The organism is Streptomyces sp. NPDC036813 (genome assembly GCF_055609245.1).
Genome location: NZ_JBVJPV010000016.1, coordinates 112,908 through 131,784, shown reverse-complemented (window position 1 = coordinate 131,784; position 18,877 = coordinate 112,908). Strand labels below are relative to the sequence as shown.

The following is an 18,877-nucleotide window of genomic DNA, read 5'->3' as shown; positions in this document are numbered from 1 at the left end:
GCTGGCCCGCACTGACCAGGGGACATCCAGACATGGGCACCGGTACACCGGCCGGCGGCGGCTTCGGCGCGCTTCTGCGCCGCCTGCGGACGGGGGCCGGACTGAGCCAGGAGGAGCTGGCACATGCCTCGGGGGTGAGTGTGCGGGCTCTGTCCGACATGGAGCGCGGACGCTCCCGTGGGCCGCAGCGCCGCACCGTGCAGGCGTTGGCCGCAGCCCTGGGCCTGGACGTGGCCGGTGCCCGGGAGCTGGAGTACACCGCGAGCCTCGGCCGTCCCCGCCGGGCCCCCACGAACGAGGTCCCGCCACCTTCCGCCGCAGAGAACGCTGTTGCGCAGACCGGTGCGCCCGATCTGCTGCCTCGCGCTCCGCGCGGCTTTCACGGGCGGGCGGCGGAGCTCGACGCTCTGTCCCGAGCCGCCGTAGGCGAGGCGCCCGTCTGTCTGGTCGTCGGCCCCGCCGGAGTCGGCAAGACGGCCCTCGTGCTGCACTGGGCCCACCACGGCTTCGCCGAATTCCCCGACGGGCGGCTCTACGCCGACCTGCGGGGCTTCGGCGACACGGGCGAGCCTGCCCTCATGGAGGTGCTGCGCGAGTTCCTGCTCGCGCTCGGTGTGCCGCATGCCCGGATACCGGAGACGGCGAACAGCGCGGCCGCGCTGTTCCGGTCGCTCGCTGCCGACCGCCGGCTCCTCGTGGTACTCGACAACGCGCGGGACTCCGAGCAGGTCAGGCCGCTCCTTCCAGGCGGCCGCCGCTGTGTCACCGTCGTCACCAGCAGACACCGGCTGCCGGGGCTGATCGTCACCGACACCGCCAGGCCGGTTGCCGTGGACGTACTCGGGCCGCAGGACGGCGTCATGCTCCTCGCCGAAGTACTCGGCCCGGAACGGGTGCACGCGGAGCCGGTGGCTGCGCGACGGCTGGCCGAGCTGTGCGGCGGGCTGCCCCTCGCGCTGCGGGTGGCAGCCGCCCGGCTGGCGCAACGGCCCGGATGGTCGCTGGGCGCGATGGCCACCGAGCTGTCCGACGAGACGCGCCGGCTGAGTCTGCTGGACGTCGAGGACACCGGCGTACGCGCGGCACTGCGCGTGACCCTGCAACAGCTCCCGTGGCAGGTCTCCCGCCAGTTCGCGTACCTGGGCTGCCACCCAGGTACGCACATCGACCGGTACGCGGCGGCCGCCCTGGCGGATACGGACCCGTCGACCGCCGAGACCTCCCTGGAGCGGCTGGCCGTCGCGCACCTCGTCACGGAGACGGCGTCCGGCCGCTGGACGATGCACGATCTCGTGCGGCTCTACGCACGCAGCCTCGACGCCGGGCCCGATGGACTCAAGCGCGTGCTCGACCACTACATCGCCACGGGCCTCGCGGCCGTGGCGGCCGCCGAGCCCGGCAACGAGGACTGCTTCCCCCTGCCGGCGGACCACCTGCCGCCTGCCGCCGTGCGGGAGTTCGCTGATCGGTCCGCCGCCGTGGCCTGGTACGCGGCCGAGAGGGACGACCTGACGCTGGCGGTGGCCGCGGCGCACGCCGCCGGACTGCACGAGCGGACCTGGCGGACCGTCCTGACGCTGTGGCCGCTGATCGTGTGGCGCGTGCGGGACGGCTGGGTGCCGCTCCTGGAGACCGCACTGGAGGCGGCACGGGCCGATGCCGATCAGCACGGCGAGTCACGGGTTTTGAACGTGCTCGGCTGGGTGCTGATCGAGGAAGGGCGCATCGCCGAGGCGCTGACTCACCTGGGGGCCGCGTCCCGGCTCGCATCGCGGGCGGGCGACGCGGTGGCCGAGGCCAACGCCCTGATCGTTCTCGGCGTCGCACAAGCGGCACTCGGCGGCCTCGACGAGGCCGCGCAAGGATGCGAGCGGGCCGTGGAGTTGGCGCGCAAGGCCGACGACCGCACCATCGAGAGACTGGCCATGCAGCACCTCGCCCGCCATCGGGCCGACGCCGGAAAATGGCGCCAGGCCCTCGACACGGCGACCGAGGCCCTGGCTTTCGAGGATCGATCGGGCACGGCCGACGTGCCCCGGATCCTGCTGCTCATGGTCAAGGGAGAGGCGCTGCTGGGCCTCGGGTACGAGGCCGAGGGCATCGAGCAACTCGAGCTGGCCGCCCGGCAGGGGGAGACTTCCGGCTACGACGACGGCGCGGTACGGGCGCTCGGCGTACTGCTGCGGGTGTCGGCGGACGCGGGACTGCCCGCACGCTACGACGCGGCGGTGGCGCGCCTGACGACGCGGGCGTGAAGCCTTGGCGGCCCCCGGCGCGGCCGGTCGGGACGCCGGCCGATCTGTGCGGCGACCCGCCCGGCCTCCGTCCGGCTTTCGGCTGACCGGGGAGGAGCCGGCGCACCGGCCCGTCCGGCTCGCTCAGGGGAGGATCTTGACGGCGCTCTGCCAGTTCAGCTCCAAGGGCTGCTGGACGGAGATGTGCAGGAAACCCAACGCCTCGAGCTCCCGGGCGCGGCGCAGTGGACCGACGTCCAGGGGCCGCATCGCGCCGGAGGAGATCAGCTCCGCGACCTTGGCCTTGGCGGGGGAGTCGTCGCCGGCGATCAGTACGTCGAGCGGGAAGCCGTGGCCTTCACCCGTCGTGAGCAGCCCGGCGAACACGGTGTTGAACGCCTTGACGACCTTCGCGTCCGGGCCGAGGATCTGCTGGACCTGCTCGCCCGCCGAGGTGTCGGCGGGCGTGACCCGCGAGTCCATGGTGGCGAAGTCGACTGGATTGCAGATGTCCACCACGACCTGTCCGGAGAGCGTGGCACGGGCGGTTCCGGCGACTTCCAGCGTTGCGGCGTAGGGCAGGGCCAGCACGGTCATGTCGGCTGCCTGAGCCGCAGTGGCCGAGTCGGTCTCGCCGTCCGGGAAGCGCAGCTCGAGCTCGGCGGCTGCCGCTCGGCCGCGGTCGGGGTCGGGGTGGACGAGGCACACGCTGTGGCCGCCCGCGAGTGCGCGGGCGGCGATCGCTCGGCCCATGGAGCCGGGACCCACGATGTTGATCTGCACGTTGCTGCCTTCCGATCGGGCTGAGGTGAGCGGCAGTGCCCCGGGCCGTCCGTCCGGGCGGCGAGCAGAGGTCGGGCCGAGGCCCGCATGGCCCATCCCGTCACCGCCTGGCGCAGCTGCATGCCTATCCCTGGATACGCCGCTTGTATGCGCCGGAGGTCCCCGCGTCACCCTTGCGTCCGACAGCGTCAGGTGGTCAGGCCGGTGAGGGAGAGGAACTCGGCTCGGGTGCGGGCGTCGTGGCGAAGTGTGCCCAGCAGCGTCGAGGTGAGGGTGCTCGAGCCGGTGGCCTGGACGCCGCGGAGGGTCATGCACGTGTGTTCGGCTTCGATCACGACCCCGACGCCCTTGGGCTCCAGATGGGCCTGCAGCCAGTCGGCCACCTGTTTCGTCAGGCGTTCCTGGACCTGGGGGCGGTAGGCGAAGTACTCGACGACGCGGGCCAGTTTGGACAGACCGAGGATGCGGTGTCCGGGCAGGTAACCGACGTGAGCGGTGCCGACAAAGGGCAGCAGGTGGTGTTCGCACACCGAGCGGACCGGGATGCTGCGTGCCAGCACGAGTTCGTCGTAGCCCTCGTCGTTGGGGAAGGTCGTCAGGTCGAAGGGGCGGGGGCTGAACAGTTCGGCGTAGGCGCGGGCCATGCGGCCGGGGGTGCCCTGCAGGCTCTCGGTATCGGTGTCGAGGCCGAGCGCTTGCAGGAACCGGGCGGCGGCGCGTTCGGCCTCGCCCAGGTCGATGCCGCCGGTGTCGTGCACGACGCGCAGCGGGGCTCTGGAGGGTATCGACGTCTCAGGTGTGGGGATGCGAGCGGAACCGGTGGGCGTGTCAGGGGTGACGGGTGCAGCGAGGTCCATGAAGTACTCCTTTGGTGCGGGGGACGCCTTGCAGGCGGCGGTGGGCATCAGGAAGTGGCTGGTGCCATCAGGAAGGGTCCGGTGCCGCGGGCGAGTGGCAGGACGGCTCGAGGCGGACGCAGCAGTGCCCCTGGCTGGGCGCGAGGCGCGCTTGGAAGCCGCCCTCGTCGAGCCCTTGGATCACGCCCTCGAGCAGGTGGAGGTTCATGCCGCACACGGTCTGGGTGTGTTCGCGGGCCAGGGCGTGGAAGGGACAGTTGCCCAGTACGACGGCATCGCCGTCATGGCGGGGCTCGAATCCGTAGCGCTCCAGCAGGTCGAACACGCCCGTGCGGTGCCGGCCGGCCAGCTGCGTGCCCAGTTCGTGGGCCTTGCGGTGCAGCACGCTGCGCACCGGCTCGCCGGTTGCCTCCGATTCCTCCAGGGCCTGCGCGAGGAGCCGACCGGCCAGTTCGTAGTGGCGCTCCGGCAGGCTGACGGTGACCTGCTTGGTGGAGCGCTTGTAGAGCTTGGCCGGCCTGCCCGCTCCCGGCCCCGTACGTCCACTACGCCGTTCGTAGACGACGTCCAGCAGTGATTCCGCAGCCAGGCGGTCCAGGTGGAAGGCCGCGGTCTGCCGGGCCAGGCCAAGGGCCTCGGCCGCTTCGTCCCGGCTGACCGGGCTCGGCTGACGCACGACGTGTTCGTAGAGCCTCCTGCGGGTCGGCTCGTCCAGAGCAGCGACGGCGGAGACGGGATGAGGTGCTTCCTGCGGGCTGTCCACACACCCCAGTGTAAAACCCATAGCCATTGATTAAAGAAGCATTCTGCGCTTCTATAGTCAGTAAAAGTTGTCGATACAGTCCACGGAGGGAGCCGACAATGTCGTCCGCAACCGCAACCCCTACCTCCGCCGCCCGTCGGCGGGCTGTGCTCACCGATCCCGGCTACCAGGCGTTTGTCATCCTGCGCACCGGGTTCACTGTGGCGCCGATCCTGTTCGGGCTGGACAAGTTCGCCAATCTGCTGGTCGACTGGCCCGCCTACCTCGCTCCGTGGATCAACGGCATCGTTCCGGGCAGCGCCCAAGCCGCCATGTACGCCGTCGGTGTCATCGAGATCGTGGCCGGCATCGCCGTGGCCGTCGCACCCCGGTTCGGAGGCTGGCTGGTGGCCGGATGGCTGGCCGGCATCATCGTCAACCTGCTGACCATCCCGGACTACTACGACATCGCGCTGCGCGATTTCGGGCTGCTGCTCGCCGCGGTCGCCCTCGCCCGACTCGCCCAGCACTACCACGGCACGCGGCGAGCGGACTGAAGCCGTACAGGAGCCCTGACCGCCAGGTCCGCCGCGGTGCGGCCCGACCGGGAGCCGGCGGGCCATCGCCGCGGCGCGGCACGTCGCGGAGCATGGCGCGCACGCCCGGAGTTCGAGACACCGGCCCGCCCCATCCTCAGTGCCGGCAGGGCTCCCGTACCAACTGGCTGTCCAGTGGGCTGGGGCCGTCCAGGCGGCCCGCGATGCCCTCCGCGAAGTAGTCGCGAACAGACGTGAGGGTGGTGGGAAAGAGCCTGCGGCAGCACTCGTTCCCGTCCCAGACCCAGATGCGGCCGTCGGGCGTGCGGAAGTCGACAAGGGTCCACATCGCGCAGCCGCGGTCCATGATCGGAACGATGCCTGGCGGAACGGTCTCCTCGTCCGGGTCTTCGGCGGCGGTGAAACTGCGGTAGAGCTCGAGGATGTCCTCGCCGTCGCAGAAACAGTGGTCGGGAAGCGGGCTCAGTGAGGCGCACTCCCAGCCGTCGATGCCGAAACCGCCGTCGGAGACCTCGGTGTAGAGCCTGCGCAGGAACGGCGGCATCGGATGACCGACCTCCGCCTCGACGGCGGCGATCACGGTGGGCGCGGCGACCGGTGCGAGATTGCCGGCGGGCGTCTGCTTCCTGATCACCGCGAGCAGTTCGTCCTCGGTCATGTCGTCCCCCTCGGTTCATCGACACACGACACTGCATGAGGCATGGGCACGACACTGGACGAGGACAGTTCGATATCAGAGCTCAGGTGCATGATCAGCCGGACAGCTCTGGTCGAGGTAGTCGGCGACCAGGGTGGCGAATTCGTCCGGGGTGGCCAGACGGATACCGAGATCTTCGGCCTTGGCTCGCTTGGACCCCGCGCCGTCTCCCGCGACGACGAGGGCGGTCTTCTTGGAGACGCTGGAGGAGGAGCGGCCGCCGGCCTGTTCGATGAGCTCGTTCATCTGGTTGCGGCTGAGCTTCCCCAGGGGGCCGGTCATCGCGCCGGTGACGACCACGGTCATCCCGGCCAGCGGCCCACCCGCACGCTCCACGTCCTCGTCGTGGTCGCCGCCGGACGAGGTGGGTGGGGTGGCGCCGGGTTCTGTCATGTTCACCCCGGCCGCGGCGAGTTTGTCGATCAGCGGGGCGAGTTCCGCGAGCTCGGCGACGATCGAGGGCGCCTTCTCGGAGCCGATCCCCTCGACCTGCTGCATCGCGTCCGCGTCCGCGGCGCGGATGTTGTCCATGGTCGCGAAGTGCCGGGCGATACGGCGGGACATGGAGCGGCCGGTGCCGCGGACCCCGAGCGCGCACAGCACCCGCGACAGCGGCTGGCCCTTGGCCGCGGTGATGGCGGCAAGGAGGTTGTCGGTGCTGGTTGCGCCCATCCGCTCCAGGCTCATCAGCTGCTCGCGGGTCAGGGTGAACAGGTCGGCGAGATCGGCGACGAGGCCGGCGTCGACGAGCTGGACGACGCGTGTGTGACCGAGGCCCTCGATGTCGAGCTGGTCGCGGCCGGCCGCGTAGGACAGGGCGGCCACCAGGTGGCAGTTGCGGCCGTTCTCGCAGCGCCAGCGCTGCTCGCTGGTGTCGATGCCGGCCCCGCAGCGCGGACACGCCTCGGGGAAGGCGATGGGCTGTTCGTTGCCGGTGCGCAGGTGGGCGACGGGCGCTTCGATACGGGGGATGACGTCGCCGGCCCGGTGCACCATGACGTGGTCGCCCAGGCGCAGGTCGCGGCGGGTGATGTCGGCCGGGTTGTGGAGGGTGGCATAGGTGATGGTGGCGCCGTCGATCTCGACCGGTTCCAGGACGGCACGCGGGGCGATGATGCCGGTGCGGCCCACGTTCCACTCCACTGCGAGCAGCTGGGTGATCTTCTCGACGGCCGGCAGCTTGTAGGCGATCGCCCAGCGCGGAGCGCGTGAACCCGATCCCGCCGTCTGCTGGTCGGCGGCCAGGTCGGCCTTGATGACGATCCCGTCGATCCCGAACGGCAGCTCGGCCCGCAGTGCGGCGATCTCCTGCACCCGGGCCAGCACCTGCTCGGCGGTGTCGGCGGTGGCGCCGGGTACCGCGGTGGTGGCGGTGGTGTTCACCCCGTAGGCGGCGGCCTGAACCATGAGGTCGCTGTGGGCGAGTTCGCCCAGCCGCGCGGCGAGCGCCGTCTCGGTGTCGGGCAGGGGCAGCAGGCCGTAGCCGAAGAACGTCATCGGCACCGTGTAGGCGCGTTCCTTGGCGCGCAGGGTGCCCGCCGCGGCGCCGCGCGGGTTGGCGAACGGCTGCCCGCCGTGCGCCGTGCGCACCTCGTTGGCGTGCTCGAACTGCGTCGTGGTCATGAGGACTTCGCCGCGCACCTCGACGGTGACCGGTTCGGCGAGTCGGTCCGGCAGGCCCTCTGTCGTGCCGATCGCGTGCGAGACGTCCTCCCCGGCCGTCCCGTCGCCGCGTGTGATCAGCTGTCTCAGACGGCCGCCGACGTAGCGGGCGGCGACCGCGAGCCCGTCCAGCTTCGGCTCGACGCTGTACCGCTCGACCTCGTGGCCGATGCGCCGGGCCAGTGAGGCGGTCCAGGCGGTGAACTCCTCCGGCGAGAACACGTTGTCCAGACTCAGCATCGCCACCGAGTGCGGGACGTCGCCCTGCCCAGCGCCGCCGGCGACCTTCCCCGTCGGAGAGTCGGGCAGCACCTGATCAGGATGGTCGGCCTCCCACGCGGCGATGCCTCGCACCAGCCGGTCATAGGCGTCATCGTCCAGGGCAGACGTCCCACCCGCGTAGTAGGCGGCCGACGCCTTCACCGCGTCCTCGACCGCCTGCGCGTAAGCGGCGGCATCCGTGATCACAGCTGCAGGTGTTGTCATACCCGTCATCCTGCCTGCCACCACTGACAACGCCCGAGGCAGCGGGACGGAAGAACGACGGCGAGGGGGAGGGGGCGAGGGCGCGCAGTGCCGACACTGTCGTGGAAGGTGTCGCCGTCCGGGAGGACCTGGTCTCCTCCGCCGTCCGGGGTCGGCGTGATGGCGTGGAGACCGACCTGGCGAGCGTTGTCAGCGGCCAGGGCCAGCGCGGTGGGCAGCCAGTCCCGCAGCACCACACGGTAATGCTTCCGTAGGATCGCGTCATGACTGCCGATGCCCCGCTCACCCGAGAGTCGTTCCGGCGCCTCCACCCGATCAGCACGCCCCGGCCGTTGTCCCAGTTGCCGGATCGTGTCTGGACTGATGAGGACTGGGACCGGATCCAGCGCGGGTATCGGGCCCGGGACATGGATGAGAAGTGGAATGTCTTCGTCGAAGGCGATGTCCTTTTCATGCACCGGAGTTGGACCGGTCACGGCGTCTATGAGGTGTCCTTCGCACCCGCGGCTGACCGTGGGAGGAGGATCGCCTCTGCTGTGGTCGAGGCCGATCGGGAGCGCTATCGGAGCAGGGACGACGAGTACGACTGTCTGATGATCGAGTTGGTCATCAGCGCGATCGTCCTGGGTGAGCCCGCCGCCGAACTCCGTGCCGGCCTGGTCGAGTTGACCACCAGGGCCTCGGGAAAGCGCGATCTTCCCGCGGGTGTGGTGGAGCACAGTGCTCTGGGATTGCGCTCCGGATCGTAAGCTCTGGGCGCGGGGAGCTGCTGCCGACGACCACACCGGCGTGATCGCCCCACCGACTCATCGGACGGCATACCCCTCCCACAGCGGGCCGCCGGCCAGGTCCAACACCTCGGCCACGGCCGCGGCGAACGTCTCCGCATCCCCGGCGATCGCCTGCGCGGCAGCTTCGGACAACGCGCGGTGCACCCCGGCGTCGGCCGCAGCCAGCCGCCTCGACAACCATTTGCCTCCGCCGAGCCAGTGGCCGCCGACCAGGAGGACCAGTTCGGAGGCGCGCCGCAGCATGTGCGAGACCAAGTACACCCGCTCCGCAGGGTCCGTGCAGCCTCTCAGGTCATCGAGCAGGTCGGTCAGGACATAGCGCTGGTAGTCACGCTCACGGTCCGAGAGCGGCGGCGGCCCCGCGGCCCAAGGAAGGCCGCCCGGGCGGCGGGAAACCGGTCCCGGACCAGTTCGCGGGCGGTGAAGACGGGGTCATCCATGATCGCAGCGTACGGGCCGAAGGGGTCCGCCGGTACGCTCGCGCCTCCACCAGGGCGTCTTTCAAAAGCGTCGGCCGGCCACCGATGTCATCGCCCGCGACGAGGCCATCGCATGGTCTGACGCGCCAAGATGCACCAGTGCTACGTTCCGGTGGATCGAACGCAGGTTGCTGGGCACGGGGGCTGGGGTGGCTTTGCTGGAAGCGCTGATCACGACCATTGCCGGAGCGGCCTCGGCGACCGTCGGAGTGCTGGTGGGCGGGATCGTCACCAGACGGGGCCAGGACCATCAGTGGTCGCGGGATCAGCAGCTGGTGGCTTACCAAGAACTCCTGAGCCACTACGCCAGGTTCACCATGGTGATCAAGCGAGCACACGCCGACCATCGCGGCTGGGACTACGACTGGGCCGAGTGGAGCGCCGTACTGACGCGGGTCAGCTTGATCGCTCCCGCAGAGATTGCGGGGGAGGTCGACAGCTTTGGGCAGGCGGTCGACCGCTTTTTGGACCGCGTCGCGCGGGAGGCCGATCCGGTCCGTACGCCACTCGGCGAAGAGGAGTTCCGGGAGGCCAGCGCGGAGGTGGCTCTGGCGCAGGTGCGACTGGTCAATGCGATGCGGCGGTCGCTGGGAGGCGGACGGAAGGCGCTGACCTTCTGGGTCGGAGGGTCGCACTCCGATCCAGCAAGTCGCGGATCGTCGTAGCGATCACAACCACTCGTTGATGCCGGCGATGGTGACTGTGGCCTCGTGGCCCCATGGCCTCGTAGCGGACGGCCGGCTTGTCGTACCTCGTGGCCACCGCCCGGTGGCGCGACTGTGCCGGGTTTGTCCCGCTGCAGAACTCCCTTTTGCGGGCCCCAGCAACGTGCTGATGCGCTTGCGCAACCGTGGAGTCCACGCTCACGTCCCAGGCGGTCAGACCCTTCGCGTCGGCCTCGGCCTGCGGCTGGGCGAGGATCCGACTCCAGGTGCCGTCGCGCTGCCGGCGGCGAAAGAGGCCGCGGACGGTCTCCCACTCGCCGTAGCGTGCAGGGACGTCACGTCAGGGCGCGCCGGTCCGCGTCCGCCGGCGTATGCCGTTGATCAGCTGCTGCTTGGACCAGACCGGAGGCCGCCCCGGCTTCTTGCCTACGGGCAACAGCCGTTCCAGCCTGGCCCATTGCCTGCTCGTCGGATCTCCACGCCCCACGAGTGGATCACGACGGACCTTGATCCACTTCTGGAAACAGGCCCTAGTACGCCGCGTCCTGTGCGGCAAGGGTTGTCACTCGAAAAGGTGGCCTGGTGCCGGCCCGCTCTTATGTCATATGCGATCACGGCGTACCTTCCCGTCACTGGTGCTCCGCGGTGCGGAGAGCGCGGGGCGTACAAGGGGAGTGGGCGGGCATGGTTGTGATCATGGACAGCGGTTGGAATGAGCGCGCGGCGTGCAAGGACGCCGATCCTGACGAGTTGTTCGCCGACGGAGCGGCGCAGCACAGGGCCAAGGCACTGTGCACGGGCTGCCCCGTGCGCACCGAGTGCCTCGCCTACGCACTGGACGCCCGCATCGATCACGGTGTCTGGGGCGGGATGACCGAACGCGAACGGCGAGCGCTGCTACGCCGAAGACCGACTGTCACCTCGTGGCGGCGCCTGCTGGAGACGGCCCGCACCGAGTTCGAACAACAACCCCGGTCGGGTCGCCTGCCCACCGCCCAGGCCGGTTGACCCGGCACAGGAGTCATGCCGGCACGTCGCTCGCCGAGTGCTCCTGGCGGCACCGGCACCTCCCCGCCAGAGGAACGCAGGCCGTGCCGTCCGCAGATCGCAGGACGACCGCGCAGGAGCCCCGGCGGACGAGGCTCGTCGCCGACGCCTTGTCCGGGGTCTCCCCACGGGGCCGTGGCAGCCCGGCTGAACGCCCGTGACCCGCCGCGGGAGGAGCCGGTCCTCCTGCGTCGACCACCGGCCCCGGAGGTCACTGCGACCGCCTCCCGCGTCACCGGCGCAGGTCGGCTGGTGATCTTCGAACTCGGGATGGCGGCAAGCCGTAGCCACATGCTCTCGCGTCGCTTGCGGAGTCGGGCCTCGGTACGGTGTCCGGTGTCCTCGGTCAACCGAACCAGTCGTTCGGCGACCCCTGTGCCATGGCACGGGTCCCCGCCAAGGAACAGCGCGGCCGTCGTCACGACCGCACGGCGCCGAGATCGCGGACCGTCTGGGCCAGGGCACGGATGAGGTCATTCTCGGCGTCCCTGCGCCACACCAGGGCGAAGGGGAGGGTCCCCATGTCGGGGAGGGGAACGAAGCGCAGGGGGGACGACGTGGACCAGTAGCGGGTGACGTGCGACGGGAAGGGGTGGACGATCTCGCCTGTGATCACCAGGTGCGGGCCGAAACCGCTGCCGGGTGCCCAGGTGATCGTCATCCCGGGAGCCCGCACGCCCACAGGGGGAGAACCTTCATGAAGCCGCTGGTCGCCGGTGTCCCCGTTCCGCAGGAGGACATACGTGCCGTCGTCAGGCTCGTCGCCGAGGACCGCACGGGCCGGTTCGACCCGGAGGCCGTGGTCATCACCGGTGAACGGGCGACGGTCCGCTGGCGGTACCGCTTCGGCGACGGACCGGGCGACTCCATCCGCGGCGTGACTCTCGTGCTCGTACGTGATGGGCTGATCGTCGAGTCCCTCGGTTACGGCAAGACCACGAGCCACGCACCAGGACCGGGACCGCGACCCGCGGACAGCAAAGGGCGTGGGCACCGCGACGACGGCCACGCTGGCCGGCGTACCGCAGACGGTGATACCGCAGACGGCGGGCCAGCCCTACTGGGCGAGCAGGAGACCTTCAGGCCCATTAACGTCAGAGTTCACGAAGACCGCACCGGATGAGTCATCAACATGTCCGTGAGTTCAGGGGGATCGAATGTGGATACGTGCGTCCGGCCGTGAGGTGCCGGTGGCCGACAGGTTCGACTGGTTCACCGAGACGGTGTCCACGGACCTGATGCCCGTGGCGATCAACACCGATCGGGCGGGCGACTTCCACGCCGCCATCGGGGCGATCGAGCTGGGCGCGCTCACGATCTCGACGCTCGAGTTCTCGCCGGTGTGGTCGCGCCGTACCCCGGCGCACATCAGGCGGGGCGACCCCGAGCAGTACCAACTCGCGCTGGTCCAGGGGAACGCGATGAAGGCCTGCCAGCTCGGCCGGGACTCCGGCCTGGTCGCCGACGGCTTCATCGTCACCAACACCTCGGCCCCGTTGGAGTGCGACACCGACCGCGACGGCGGACCGATCCGCGTGATCGTTCTCCAGATCCCGAGAACGGAGCTGCCCCTGAGAACCGGGCGCGCCGACCACCTCGTCGCCCGCCGGCTTCCCCGGACCGGCCTCGGCGCCGTGTTGGCCGACTTCCTGACGAGCCTGCGCGACAACGGCCCGGACTGCCGGAGCGAAGAACTTCCGACGCTCGGGCGGGTGGCTCTCGACATGGCCACGGCCTACCTGTCCGAGCAGCTCGGCACCATCGAGGGCGCTCCACCCGAGATCCGCGCCCGTGCTCTACTGGAGCGGGCCAAGGTCTTCATCGAACGCAACCTGGGTGACCCGGAACTCACCCCCCGAGCTGTCGCCGACCACCACAAGATCTCGCTGCGAAGCCTCTACGCCCTGTTCCGGGACGAGCCCGAGGGCGTCGCCGCCCTCATCCGTACCCGCCGACTCGAGCGCTGCCGCGCCGACTTGGCCCGGCCGGAGCTGTGCGCGATACCCGTCCAGGAGATCGCCGTCCGCTGGGGTCTGTCCAACGCCACCGTCTTCGGCCGCGCCTTCCGCCAGGCCTATGGCCTCACCCCCGCGGAGTACCGCCGCCACGCGCTGGGCCCCGGCTCTGCACGCGGAGTCGACGGATCCTGCACGCTTCGACGACCGTCGCTGACCAGGCGGCCGTAGATTCTCTTGTCGTCGGTGAGGCGGGCAAGCACCCGCTTCAGCTTGTCGAGGATCGAACTCGTCGAGGATCAAAGGGGAGTGGGCGTGAAGGTACTCGTGCTGGGTTCCACCGGCTACATCGGGTCGGCCGTGGTGCGGCGGCTCGAGGCGGAGGGCCACCAGGTGGTCCATCTCGTGAAGGACACGAGCCGACTGCCCGCCGGGGCGACGGCACTCACGGGCGATCTGGCCGACCCCGCCTCGTTGCGGGCGGCCGTCACCGACGACATCGACGCTGTGGTGAACCTTGCCACGCCGACCGGCGACGAGGCGGTGGACGCGGCGTCCGTGGACGCGCTGATCGAGCGGCTGCGCGGCACCGGACGGGCCTTCGTGTACACCAGCGGTGTGTGGGTGCTCGGCGCCACCGGCGACACGGCGGTCGACGAGGACGCGTCTACGAACGCGATCGCCATCGTCGGCTACCGCCCGCGGATCGAGCAGCGGGTGCTGGCCGCGGGCGGCGACGACGTGCGAGCCGTCGTCGTGCGGCCCGGCATCGTGTACGGCCGGGGCGGCGGCATTCCGGGGCTGATGACCGGCTGGGCGCGCGAGCACGGCGCCGGCCGTTACGTCGGCTCGGCGGCGACCCGCTGGCCGATGGTGCACGTGGACGACCTCGCCGAACTGTTCGTGCTGGCAGTGACCAAGGCCGATGCGGGCAGCGTGCTGCACGGCGTGGCGCACGAGGCGGTGCCGGTCGCGGCGCTGGCCGCGGCCGCCGACGTCGCCGCGGGCGGCAACGGCCGGGCAGAGCCCTGGCCGCTGGAGCAGGCTGCCGAGGCCGTGGGCGGCCCGTTCGCCGAGGCCCTGGGCCTGAACCAGGTGGTGTCCGGCCAGCGTGCTGTCACCGAACTCGGCTGGCGGCCCAGCCGCCCGCACGTTCTGACCGAGCTGACCGAGCCGACCGGGGGCGACCGTGGCTGACCTCAACGGTTCGACGCTGCCCGTCTGCCGCACCTGCGGCACGCAGTACGCCGCCCCGCGCCCCGACTGCCCGGTCTGCCTGGACGAGCGCCAGTACGTCGGACACGACGGCCAGCAGTGGACCAGCATCGCCGAACTACGCGCCGACGGCCACCAGGGCCGCTTCGAGGAGCAGGGCCCGGACGTCCTCGGGATCGGATGCACCCCCGAGTTCGCCATCGGCCAGCGCGCCCTGCTGCTGCGCACGGCCGCCGGCAACGTGCTGTGGGACTGCGTGCCCTACCTCGACGACGCGATGATCCGCGAAGTACGGCAGCTGGGCGGCATCACCGCGATCGCCGTCAGCCACCCCCACTTCTACTCCGCCATGGTCGACTGGGCGCACGCCTTCGACGCCCCCGTATACCTCCACGAGGGGGACCGCCGCTGGGTCGGCCGCCCCGACCCCGCCCTGCACTTCTGGAGCGGGCTGACGCACCGGCTGACCGACGAGCTGACACTGATCAACCCGGGCGTGCACTTCCCGGGCAGCACCGTCATGCACTGGAAGGCGGGCCCGGGCGCACTGTTCACCGGCGATGTCGTCAACGTCTGCCCGGACCGCCGCTGGGTCACCATCATGTACAGCTACGCCAACCACATCCCCGAGCGCCCCGACGCCGTCCGCGCCGCCGGCAAACTGCTGGCCGGGTACCGCTTCGACCGGATCTACGGCGCCTGGTGGGACCGCGTCGTCACCGCCGACGGCAACGAGATCCTGGCACGGTCGGTCGACCGCTACCTGCGCTTCGAAGAGGGGCTGGCGCCACAGAGCGACTCATGACCACCTCCGATCACCCCTGACATCATGAGCACCTCGTGCACCACCATCAGGCGCTGGATGGGACACCTGCTCGCGGCCGGGCGGTTCGCACAGCGCCTGGGTCAGCACCATTCGTCGGCCAGGTGAGGGGCGACCTTCCGGCAGTAGTGGCAGGTGGACCCGGCGTCCAGGTCTTCGGTCGAACCGGCGCAGGTGGGGCATTTTCCGCGTTCGAGGACGGGGCCGCGCCCGGCCGCGCAGGCGGGGCAGAGATGCGCGAGTGTGTCGGGCCCGGCGTGGTGGTCGGGCAGGACCGCGGCCGCCGGCCGCACGGCCCACCCGGCTTGCCGGATCACGTCCTCGAACTGAGCGTTTTGCGGCTCCTCGGGCGCCAGGTACAGAGCGAGGCAGTTCTCACGGTCGCAGGTCACGGCATTGCGGATCATCGGGTCTCCTGGCTCTCGACGTGGCTGACCTGGCGAGTCGGGTGCCCGGGGCGCCGCTGCTCCATGCGTTCGCGGTGCCATGCCTGATGGTCGCAGGCCCCTGCCACGATCTACGTCACCCGCCCGAACCAGTCCCACGCCCTCGTCCACAGCACAGGAACGGGCGGAGCTCCATGCCTTCGTGCGCACCAGGCCTGGCGGGGAAGGTCCTCGAAGGCGGAGCCCGGATCGAAGCAGTGCCGGAATCGCGCGGGCGCTGCTGGTCCGCCGCAGCGACGACCGCCTCGGTGCTGTCCCGTCCCTGACGGGCGGGTACTCGGTTGCAAGGAGAGGAGAAGACCGTGGGTGGCGAGAGCACGCGTGAGCCCGACAAGCCGCTGTTGGCTGGCGAGCTCGGATTGGAACCACACCCCGAAGGTGGCTGGTACCGCCGGCTGTGGACGGCGGGTGAGGAGTTGGCCACCGCCCGGGGACCGCGCCCGGCCGCCACCGCGATCCACTACCTGCTGGCTCCAGGTGAGCGCTCCCGTTGGCACCGGGTCGCCAGTGACGAACTGTGGCTGTGGCACAGCGGTAGCCCTCTGCTGCTCACCCATGCAGCGCACCCTGACGACGATGACGGCGTACGAAGTGTTCTGGGGCCGGACCATGCGGCGGGCCAGACTCTGTGGACCACTGTGCCCGCGGGCCGCTGGCAGCGCGCTGAGCTGGAGGGAGGTGTAGCGGTCCTGGCCACCTGTGTGGTGGCGCCCGGATTCACATGGTCCGATTTCACACTTCACAGTGGCGATGACTGACCGCCTGACCGCTGTCACCAGGCTCTTGCAAGCCGCTCGTTGAGCCGTACATGCGAAGCGCTACGTGGGTCCCCTCGACGTTTCCCGGCCCCCGGCGACTTCGGCCGCGTTGGCGTCGTGGATCCCTGTTCCCTCGTAGTACGGACAGATCCGTCAGCGAGCTGCTGGCGCGCTGCTCGGTACCGAGGACTTCGTCGATGCGCCGCGTAGTCGTCCGTCGGTGGGCGTCTGCGCGTCGCCAACGGTGGCGATGATGCGAACTGCAGCGGGACTCTCGCTTCGATACCTCAGCCGTCGAAGTCCAGGCAACAGCCTCCTCTGTGCTCGCCGACCGACGCGCGGGGGCGCGGCGTGCTGCGACCGCGTGCGCGTCGCCCGCCACTACCGGTGGCACCAATCTGCGAACAACCGCTGAGGCATTGCCGGATCGGCCGGATGTCGGTCCCCCCGGTGATCAGGGCGGCCCTTCCGTCCAGCAGGCCCATCACCCGTCCGAAGCAGCGGCCCCGCCGCCGGCGTCCTGAACTTCATATGCCTGGGCAGTGAGGACGTCGTGGTAGGTGGTTACGCCGCAGTCCTGACGGCCTTGCTGCACGCGAGGATCGCCGATCCGGCAGCTGCTCAGGCGGTCGCCGCAGGTGTGCCGGGGCGCGGCGGGGTGTGCCGGCCAGTGCCGCTGGATCGTGCCCTCAGCAGGGGCCGGCGTATCCATCGTGGTAGACGTACCGGCCATCCGGCGCATACTTACCGGCCTTGCAGGAGAAAGGGACCTCCTGGCGAGCGACCGTGTGCTGGAGTGCAGCCGCGGCCGTTGAGTTCGGGTGGTTGAATATTGCCTGGTCAACCGGTGTCTCCGGCAGCGTACAAGTCGCGGAGGAGTCATGCCGGCGGGACAATTGAAGTGGCGGGAATAGCGTACCGGCCACACCGCTCAGGTGAGGGAGGGCGGTACAAAATGAAACCTCTTCCCGCGACCAGACTGCGTACGATCATTACGGTCGCAGCAGGCGACCGGCTTCTTGTGACAAGCCCTTCCGCCGCCTCCGATGCTGGTGAGGTAGAGGCGACTGCAGGGGCGCAAACTGACGGCAAGGCCCGTACACGCCGTGCTGTGTAATCCGGCACCCCCTGGGCCGGCGCGGGTATGCAGCGGAAACCTCTGCACTCGATGGTCCGCGCTCATCATCCTGCCGTACCACCCCTGATGGACCCTGGCTCCGCTCTTGGAGGAAACCATGTCCCAAGCCGTCGGTAGTTCCTACAGGCTCGCAGAGACGAACCTTCCAGGAGTAATGGCGATCCAAAGTTTCCCGGAGCACGCGGACAAGCCGCTGAACCGCGGGGAAGCCATCGCGAGCGAATTGCTCGGGCAGCTGGACAGCGCAGACACGCGCGTCGCCGCGATGCGTCGGCGCCTGCTCGACCGGGACTGGCCGGATGACGCGCGCATAGTGCCGCGCCTCGCGCCACAGGAGGGCGTTACGCATGAGTTGTCGCCGCGCGAGCGGGTCGCGGACACCGCATACACTACGAACAATTGGGCCGGCAGCACCATCGCAGGGACGTGGGACACCGCCGTGGCTATATGGCGGGTACCGACGGTGACCATTCCCTCGACCCCGGCCGGGACCGACGGCGGCTGGGACTCTTCCTCGTGGGTGGGCATCGACGGCACGTACGGCTCCAACGACGTCCTCCAGGCAGGCGTGCAGCAATCTGTCGACGGTAACGGCTCGGCAACTTATGTCGCTTGGTACGAGTGGTTCGCACCGAAGACCAACGGGTCGCCCGGCTACATCTACCAGACGAACATCGAGAACATGCCCATCGAACCCGGCGATGAGGTGTTCGCAAGAGTGGCCTACCAGAATGGTCAAGGCTACGTGATGTTCGGCAATGTCGATCGGGGGCGTTACTTCAACATCCAACTCGCCGCTCCGCCCGGCGCGTCCTTCAGCGGCAACAGCCTGGAGTGGATCGTCGAGGCGCCGAACACGGGCGAGCCCGGCACGTCCCTGCCCAGATTCAGCCCGGTCAACTTCTCGACGGCCTTCGGCTCAGATCCGAGCGGGACCGTCGCCGCTGATCCCAGCGCTGGTGACACCACCAACATCACATCGTTCGGAAGGTCTTTGACGAGCGTCACGCTGGCAACCGACTCGCTCACAGTGAATTACGTGGACGCGGGCTTCTTCCCACTGCCCGGATCGGCGGTGTTCGATCACACCAAGCAGCAGATCGCGGCGGTCTCCCGCGCCCCCGGAAACCTCGATCTGTTCGTGATCGGGTTCGACAACCGCGTGTGGACCACGTACTGGAACGACCACGACGGATGGAGCAGAGAGTGGTTCCCGCTGCCGGGTGGGGCGGTGTTCGACCATACGACGCAGCAGTTGGCGGCGGTCTCGCGTGCCCCTGGGAATCTCGATGTGTTTGTGATCGGGTTCGACAACCGGGTGTGGACGACGTATTGGAACGACCATGATGGGTGGGGTGACCCGCAGAACGGTCATTTCTTCCCGCTGCCGGGTGGGGCGGTGTTCGACCGTACGACGCAGCAGTTGGCGGCGGTCTCGCGCGCTTCTGGGAATCTCGATGTGTTTGTGATCGGGTTCGACAACCGGGTGTGGACGACGTATTGGAACGACCATGATGGGTGGGGTGACCCGCAGAACGGTCA

General features: G+C 69.8%; 19 protein-coding genes. 11 read left to right on the top strand and 8 right to left on the bottom strand.

The window, feature by feature from the left end; translation table 11 throughout:
- The first annotated feature begins 32 nt into the window (after positions 1–32).
- Positions 33–2,255 carry a helix-turn-helix domain-containing protein gene (locus tag ACZ67Q_RS29850; protein ID WP_471188386.1) on the top strand — a complete coding sequence of 741 codons (2,223 nt, stop codon included), beginning with the start codon at positions 33–35 and terminating at the stop codon, positions 2,253–2,255.
- 123 nt (positions 2,256–2,378) lie between these two features.
- On the opposite strand, the gene ACZ67Q_RS29845 is transcribed toward ACZ67Q_RS29850, so the two are convergent.
- The 3 genes from ACZ67Q_RS29845 to ACZ67Q_RS29835 all read right to left on the bottom strand — a co-directional run bounded on the left by ACZ67Q_RS29845 (position 2,379) and on the right by ACZ67Q_RS29835 (position 4,664).
- Positions 2,379–3,017: an NADPH-dependent F420 reductase gene (locus ACZ67Q_RS29845; protein ID WP_471188384.1), complete on the bottom strand. Its 639-nt coding sequence runs from the start codon at positions 3,015–3,017 to the stop codon at positions 2,379–2,381.
- 188 nt (positions 3,018–3,205) lie between these two features.
- The gene (gene folE / locus ACZ67Q_RS29840; protein ID WP_471188381.1) at positions 3,206–3,874 is read right to left on the bottom strand and encodes a GTP cyclohydrolase I FolE; all 669 of its coding nucleotides are present in this window, start codon (positions 3,872–3,874) and stop codon (positions 3,206–3,208) included.
- A gap of 67 nt (positions 3,875–3,941) precedes the next feature.
- On the bottom strand, positions 3,942–4,664 hold the full coding sequence (locus ACZ67Q_RS29835) for a helix-turn-helix transcriptional regulator (RefSeq protein ID WP_471188379.1): 723 nt from the start codon (positions 4,662–4,664) through the stop codon (positions 3,942–3,944).
- Positions 4,665–4,735: 71 nt separating this feature from the next.
- On the opposite strand from ACZ67Q_RS29835, the gene ACZ67Q_RS29830 reads away from it, so the two are divergent.
- Positions 4,736–5,173: a hypothetical protein gene (locus ACZ67Q_RS29830; RefSeq protein ID WP_471188377.1), complete on the top strand. Its 438-nt coding sequence runs from the start codon at positions 4,736–4,738 to the stop codon at positions 5,171–5,173.
- 136 nt (positions 5,174–5,309) lie between these two features.
- Here ACZ67Q_RS29830 and ACZ67Q_RS29825 read toward each other — a convergent pair whose 3' ends face one another.
- Together ACZ67Q_RS29825 and ligA are read right to left on the bottom strand one after the other, a co-directional pair.
- On the bottom strand, positions 5,310–5,831 hold the full coding sequence (locus tag ACZ67Q_RS29825) for an SMI1/KNR4 family protein (RefSeq protein WP_471188374.1): 522 nt from the start codon (positions 5,829–5,831) through the stop codon (positions 5,310–5,312).
- A gap of 75 nt (positions 5,832–5,906) precedes the next feature.
- The gene (gene ligA, locus ACZ67Q_RS29820) at positions 5,907–8,018 is read right to left on the bottom strand and encodes an NAD-dependent DNA ligase LigA (protein ID WP_471188372.1); all 2,112 of its coding nucleotides are present in this window, start codon (positions 8,016–8,018) and stop codon (positions 5,907–5,909) included.
- 263 nt (positions 8,019–8,281) lie between these two features.
- Between ligA and ACZ67Q_RS29815 the strand changes: the two genes are divergently transcribed.
- Positions 8,282–8,767 carry a hypothetical protein gene (locus ACZ67Q_RS29815; RefSeq protein WP_471188369.1) on the top strand — a complete coding sequence of 162 codons (486 nt, stop codon included), beginning with the start codon at positions 8,282–8,284 and terminating at the stop codon, positions 8,765–8,767.
- Between the two features lie 57 nt (positions 8,768–8,824).
- Here ACZ67Q_RS29815 and ACZ67Q_RS29810 read toward each other — a convergent pair whose 3' ends face one another.
- Positions 8,825–9,064 (bottom strand): hypothetical protein, encoded by a 240-nt coding sequence (locus ACZ67Q_RS29810; protein ID WP_471188367.1) that lies wholly within the window; start codon positions 9,062–9,064, stop codon positions 8,825–8,827.
- 373 nt (positions 9,065–9,437) lie between these two features.
- On the opposite strand from ACZ67Q_RS29810, the gene ACZ67Q_RS29805 reads away from it, so the two are divergent.
- Positions 9,438–9,953 (top strand): hypothetical protein, encoded by a 516-nt coding sequence (locus ACZ67Q_RS29805; protein ID WP_471188365.1) that lies wholly within the window; start codon positions 9,438–9,440, stop codon positions 9,951–9,953.
- A gap of 696 nt (positions 9,954–10,649) precedes the next feature.
- Positions 10,650–10,961, top strand: a complete 312-nt coding sequence (locus ACZ67Q_RS29800) for a WhiB family transcriptional regulator (protein ID WP_471188363.1) — start codon at positions 10,650–10,652, stop codon at positions 10,959–10,961.
- Positions 10,962–11,418: 457 nt separating this feature from the next.
- Here the strand turns inward: ACZ67Q_RS29800 and ACZ67Q_RS29795 are convergent, their stop codons facing one another.
- Positions 11,419–11,661, bottom strand: a complete 243-nt coding sequence (locus ACZ67Q_RS29795; protein ID WP_471188361.1) for a hypothetical protein — start codon at positions 11,659–11,661, stop codon at positions 11,419–11,421.
- Between the two features lie 36 nt (positions 11,662–11,697).
- Here ACZ67Q_RS29795 and ACZ67Q_RS29790 point away from each other — a divergent pair, with 36 nt between their 5' ends.
- From ACZ67Q_RS29790 to ACZ67Q_RS29775, 4 genes are all read left to right on the top strand, one after another.
- The gene (locus ACZ67Q_RS29790; RefSeq protein WP_471188358.1) at positions 11,698–12,123 is read left to right on the top strand and encodes a nuclear transport factor 2 family protein; all 426 of its coding nucleotides are present in this window, start codon (positions 11,698–11,700) and stop codon (positions 12,121–12,123) included.
- A 34-nt stretch (positions 12,124–12,157) separates the two neighbouring features.
- Positions 12,158–13,186 carry an AraC-like ligand-binding domain-containing protein gene (locus ACZ67Q_RS29785; RefSeq protein ID WP_471188356.1) on the top strand — a complete coding sequence of 343 codons (1,029 nt, stop codon included), beginning with the start codon at positions 12,158–12,160 and terminating at the stop codon, positions 13,184–13,186.
- An 84-nt stretch (positions 13,187–13,270) separates the two neighbouring features.
- On the top strand, positions 13,271–14,152 hold the full coding sequence (locus ACZ67Q_RS29780; RefSeq protein ID WP_471188353.1) for an NAD-dependent epimerase/dehydratase family protein: 882 nt from the start codon (positions 13,271–13,273) through the stop codon (positions 14,150–14,152).
- Positions 14,145–14,975 carry an MBL fold metallo-hydrolase gene (locus ACZ67Q_RS29775; RefSeq protein ID WP_471188351.1) on the top strand — a complete coding sequence of 277 codons (831 nt, stop codon included), beginning with the start codon at positions 14,145–14,147 and terminating at the stop codon, positions 14,973–14,975. Before ACZ67Q_RS29780 ends, ACZ67Q_RS29775 begins: the two co-directional genes overlap by 8 nt.
- A 101-nt stretch (positions 14,976–15,076) precedes the next feature.
- Here the strand turns inward: ACZ67Q_RS29775 and ACZ67Q_RS29770 are convergent, their stop codons facing one another.
- Positions 15,077–15,400 (bottom strand): hypothetical protein, encoded by a 324-nt coding sequence (locus ACZ67Q_RS29770; protein ID WP_471188348.1) that lies wholly within the window; start codon positions 15,398–15,400, stop codon positions 15,077–15,079.
- 341 nt (positions 15,401–15,741) lie between these two features.
- On the opposite strand from ACZ67Q_RS29770, the gene ACZ67Q_RS29765 reads away from it, so the two are divergent.
- Together ACZ67Q_RS29765 and ACZ67Q_RS29760 are read left to right on the top strand one after the other, a co-directional pair.
- Positions 15,742–16,197, top strand: coding sequence for a cupin domain-containing protein (locus tag ACZ67Q_RS29765; protein WP_471188345.1), 456 nt, complete (start codon positions 15,742–15,744; stop codon positions 16,195–16,197).
- 1,292 nt (positions 16,198–17,489) lie between these two features.
- Positions 17,490–18,877: G1 family glutamic endopeptidase (locus ACZ67Q_RS29760; RefSeq protein WP_471188342.1), on the top strand; the 1,388-nt coding region annotated here is incomplete at its 3' end.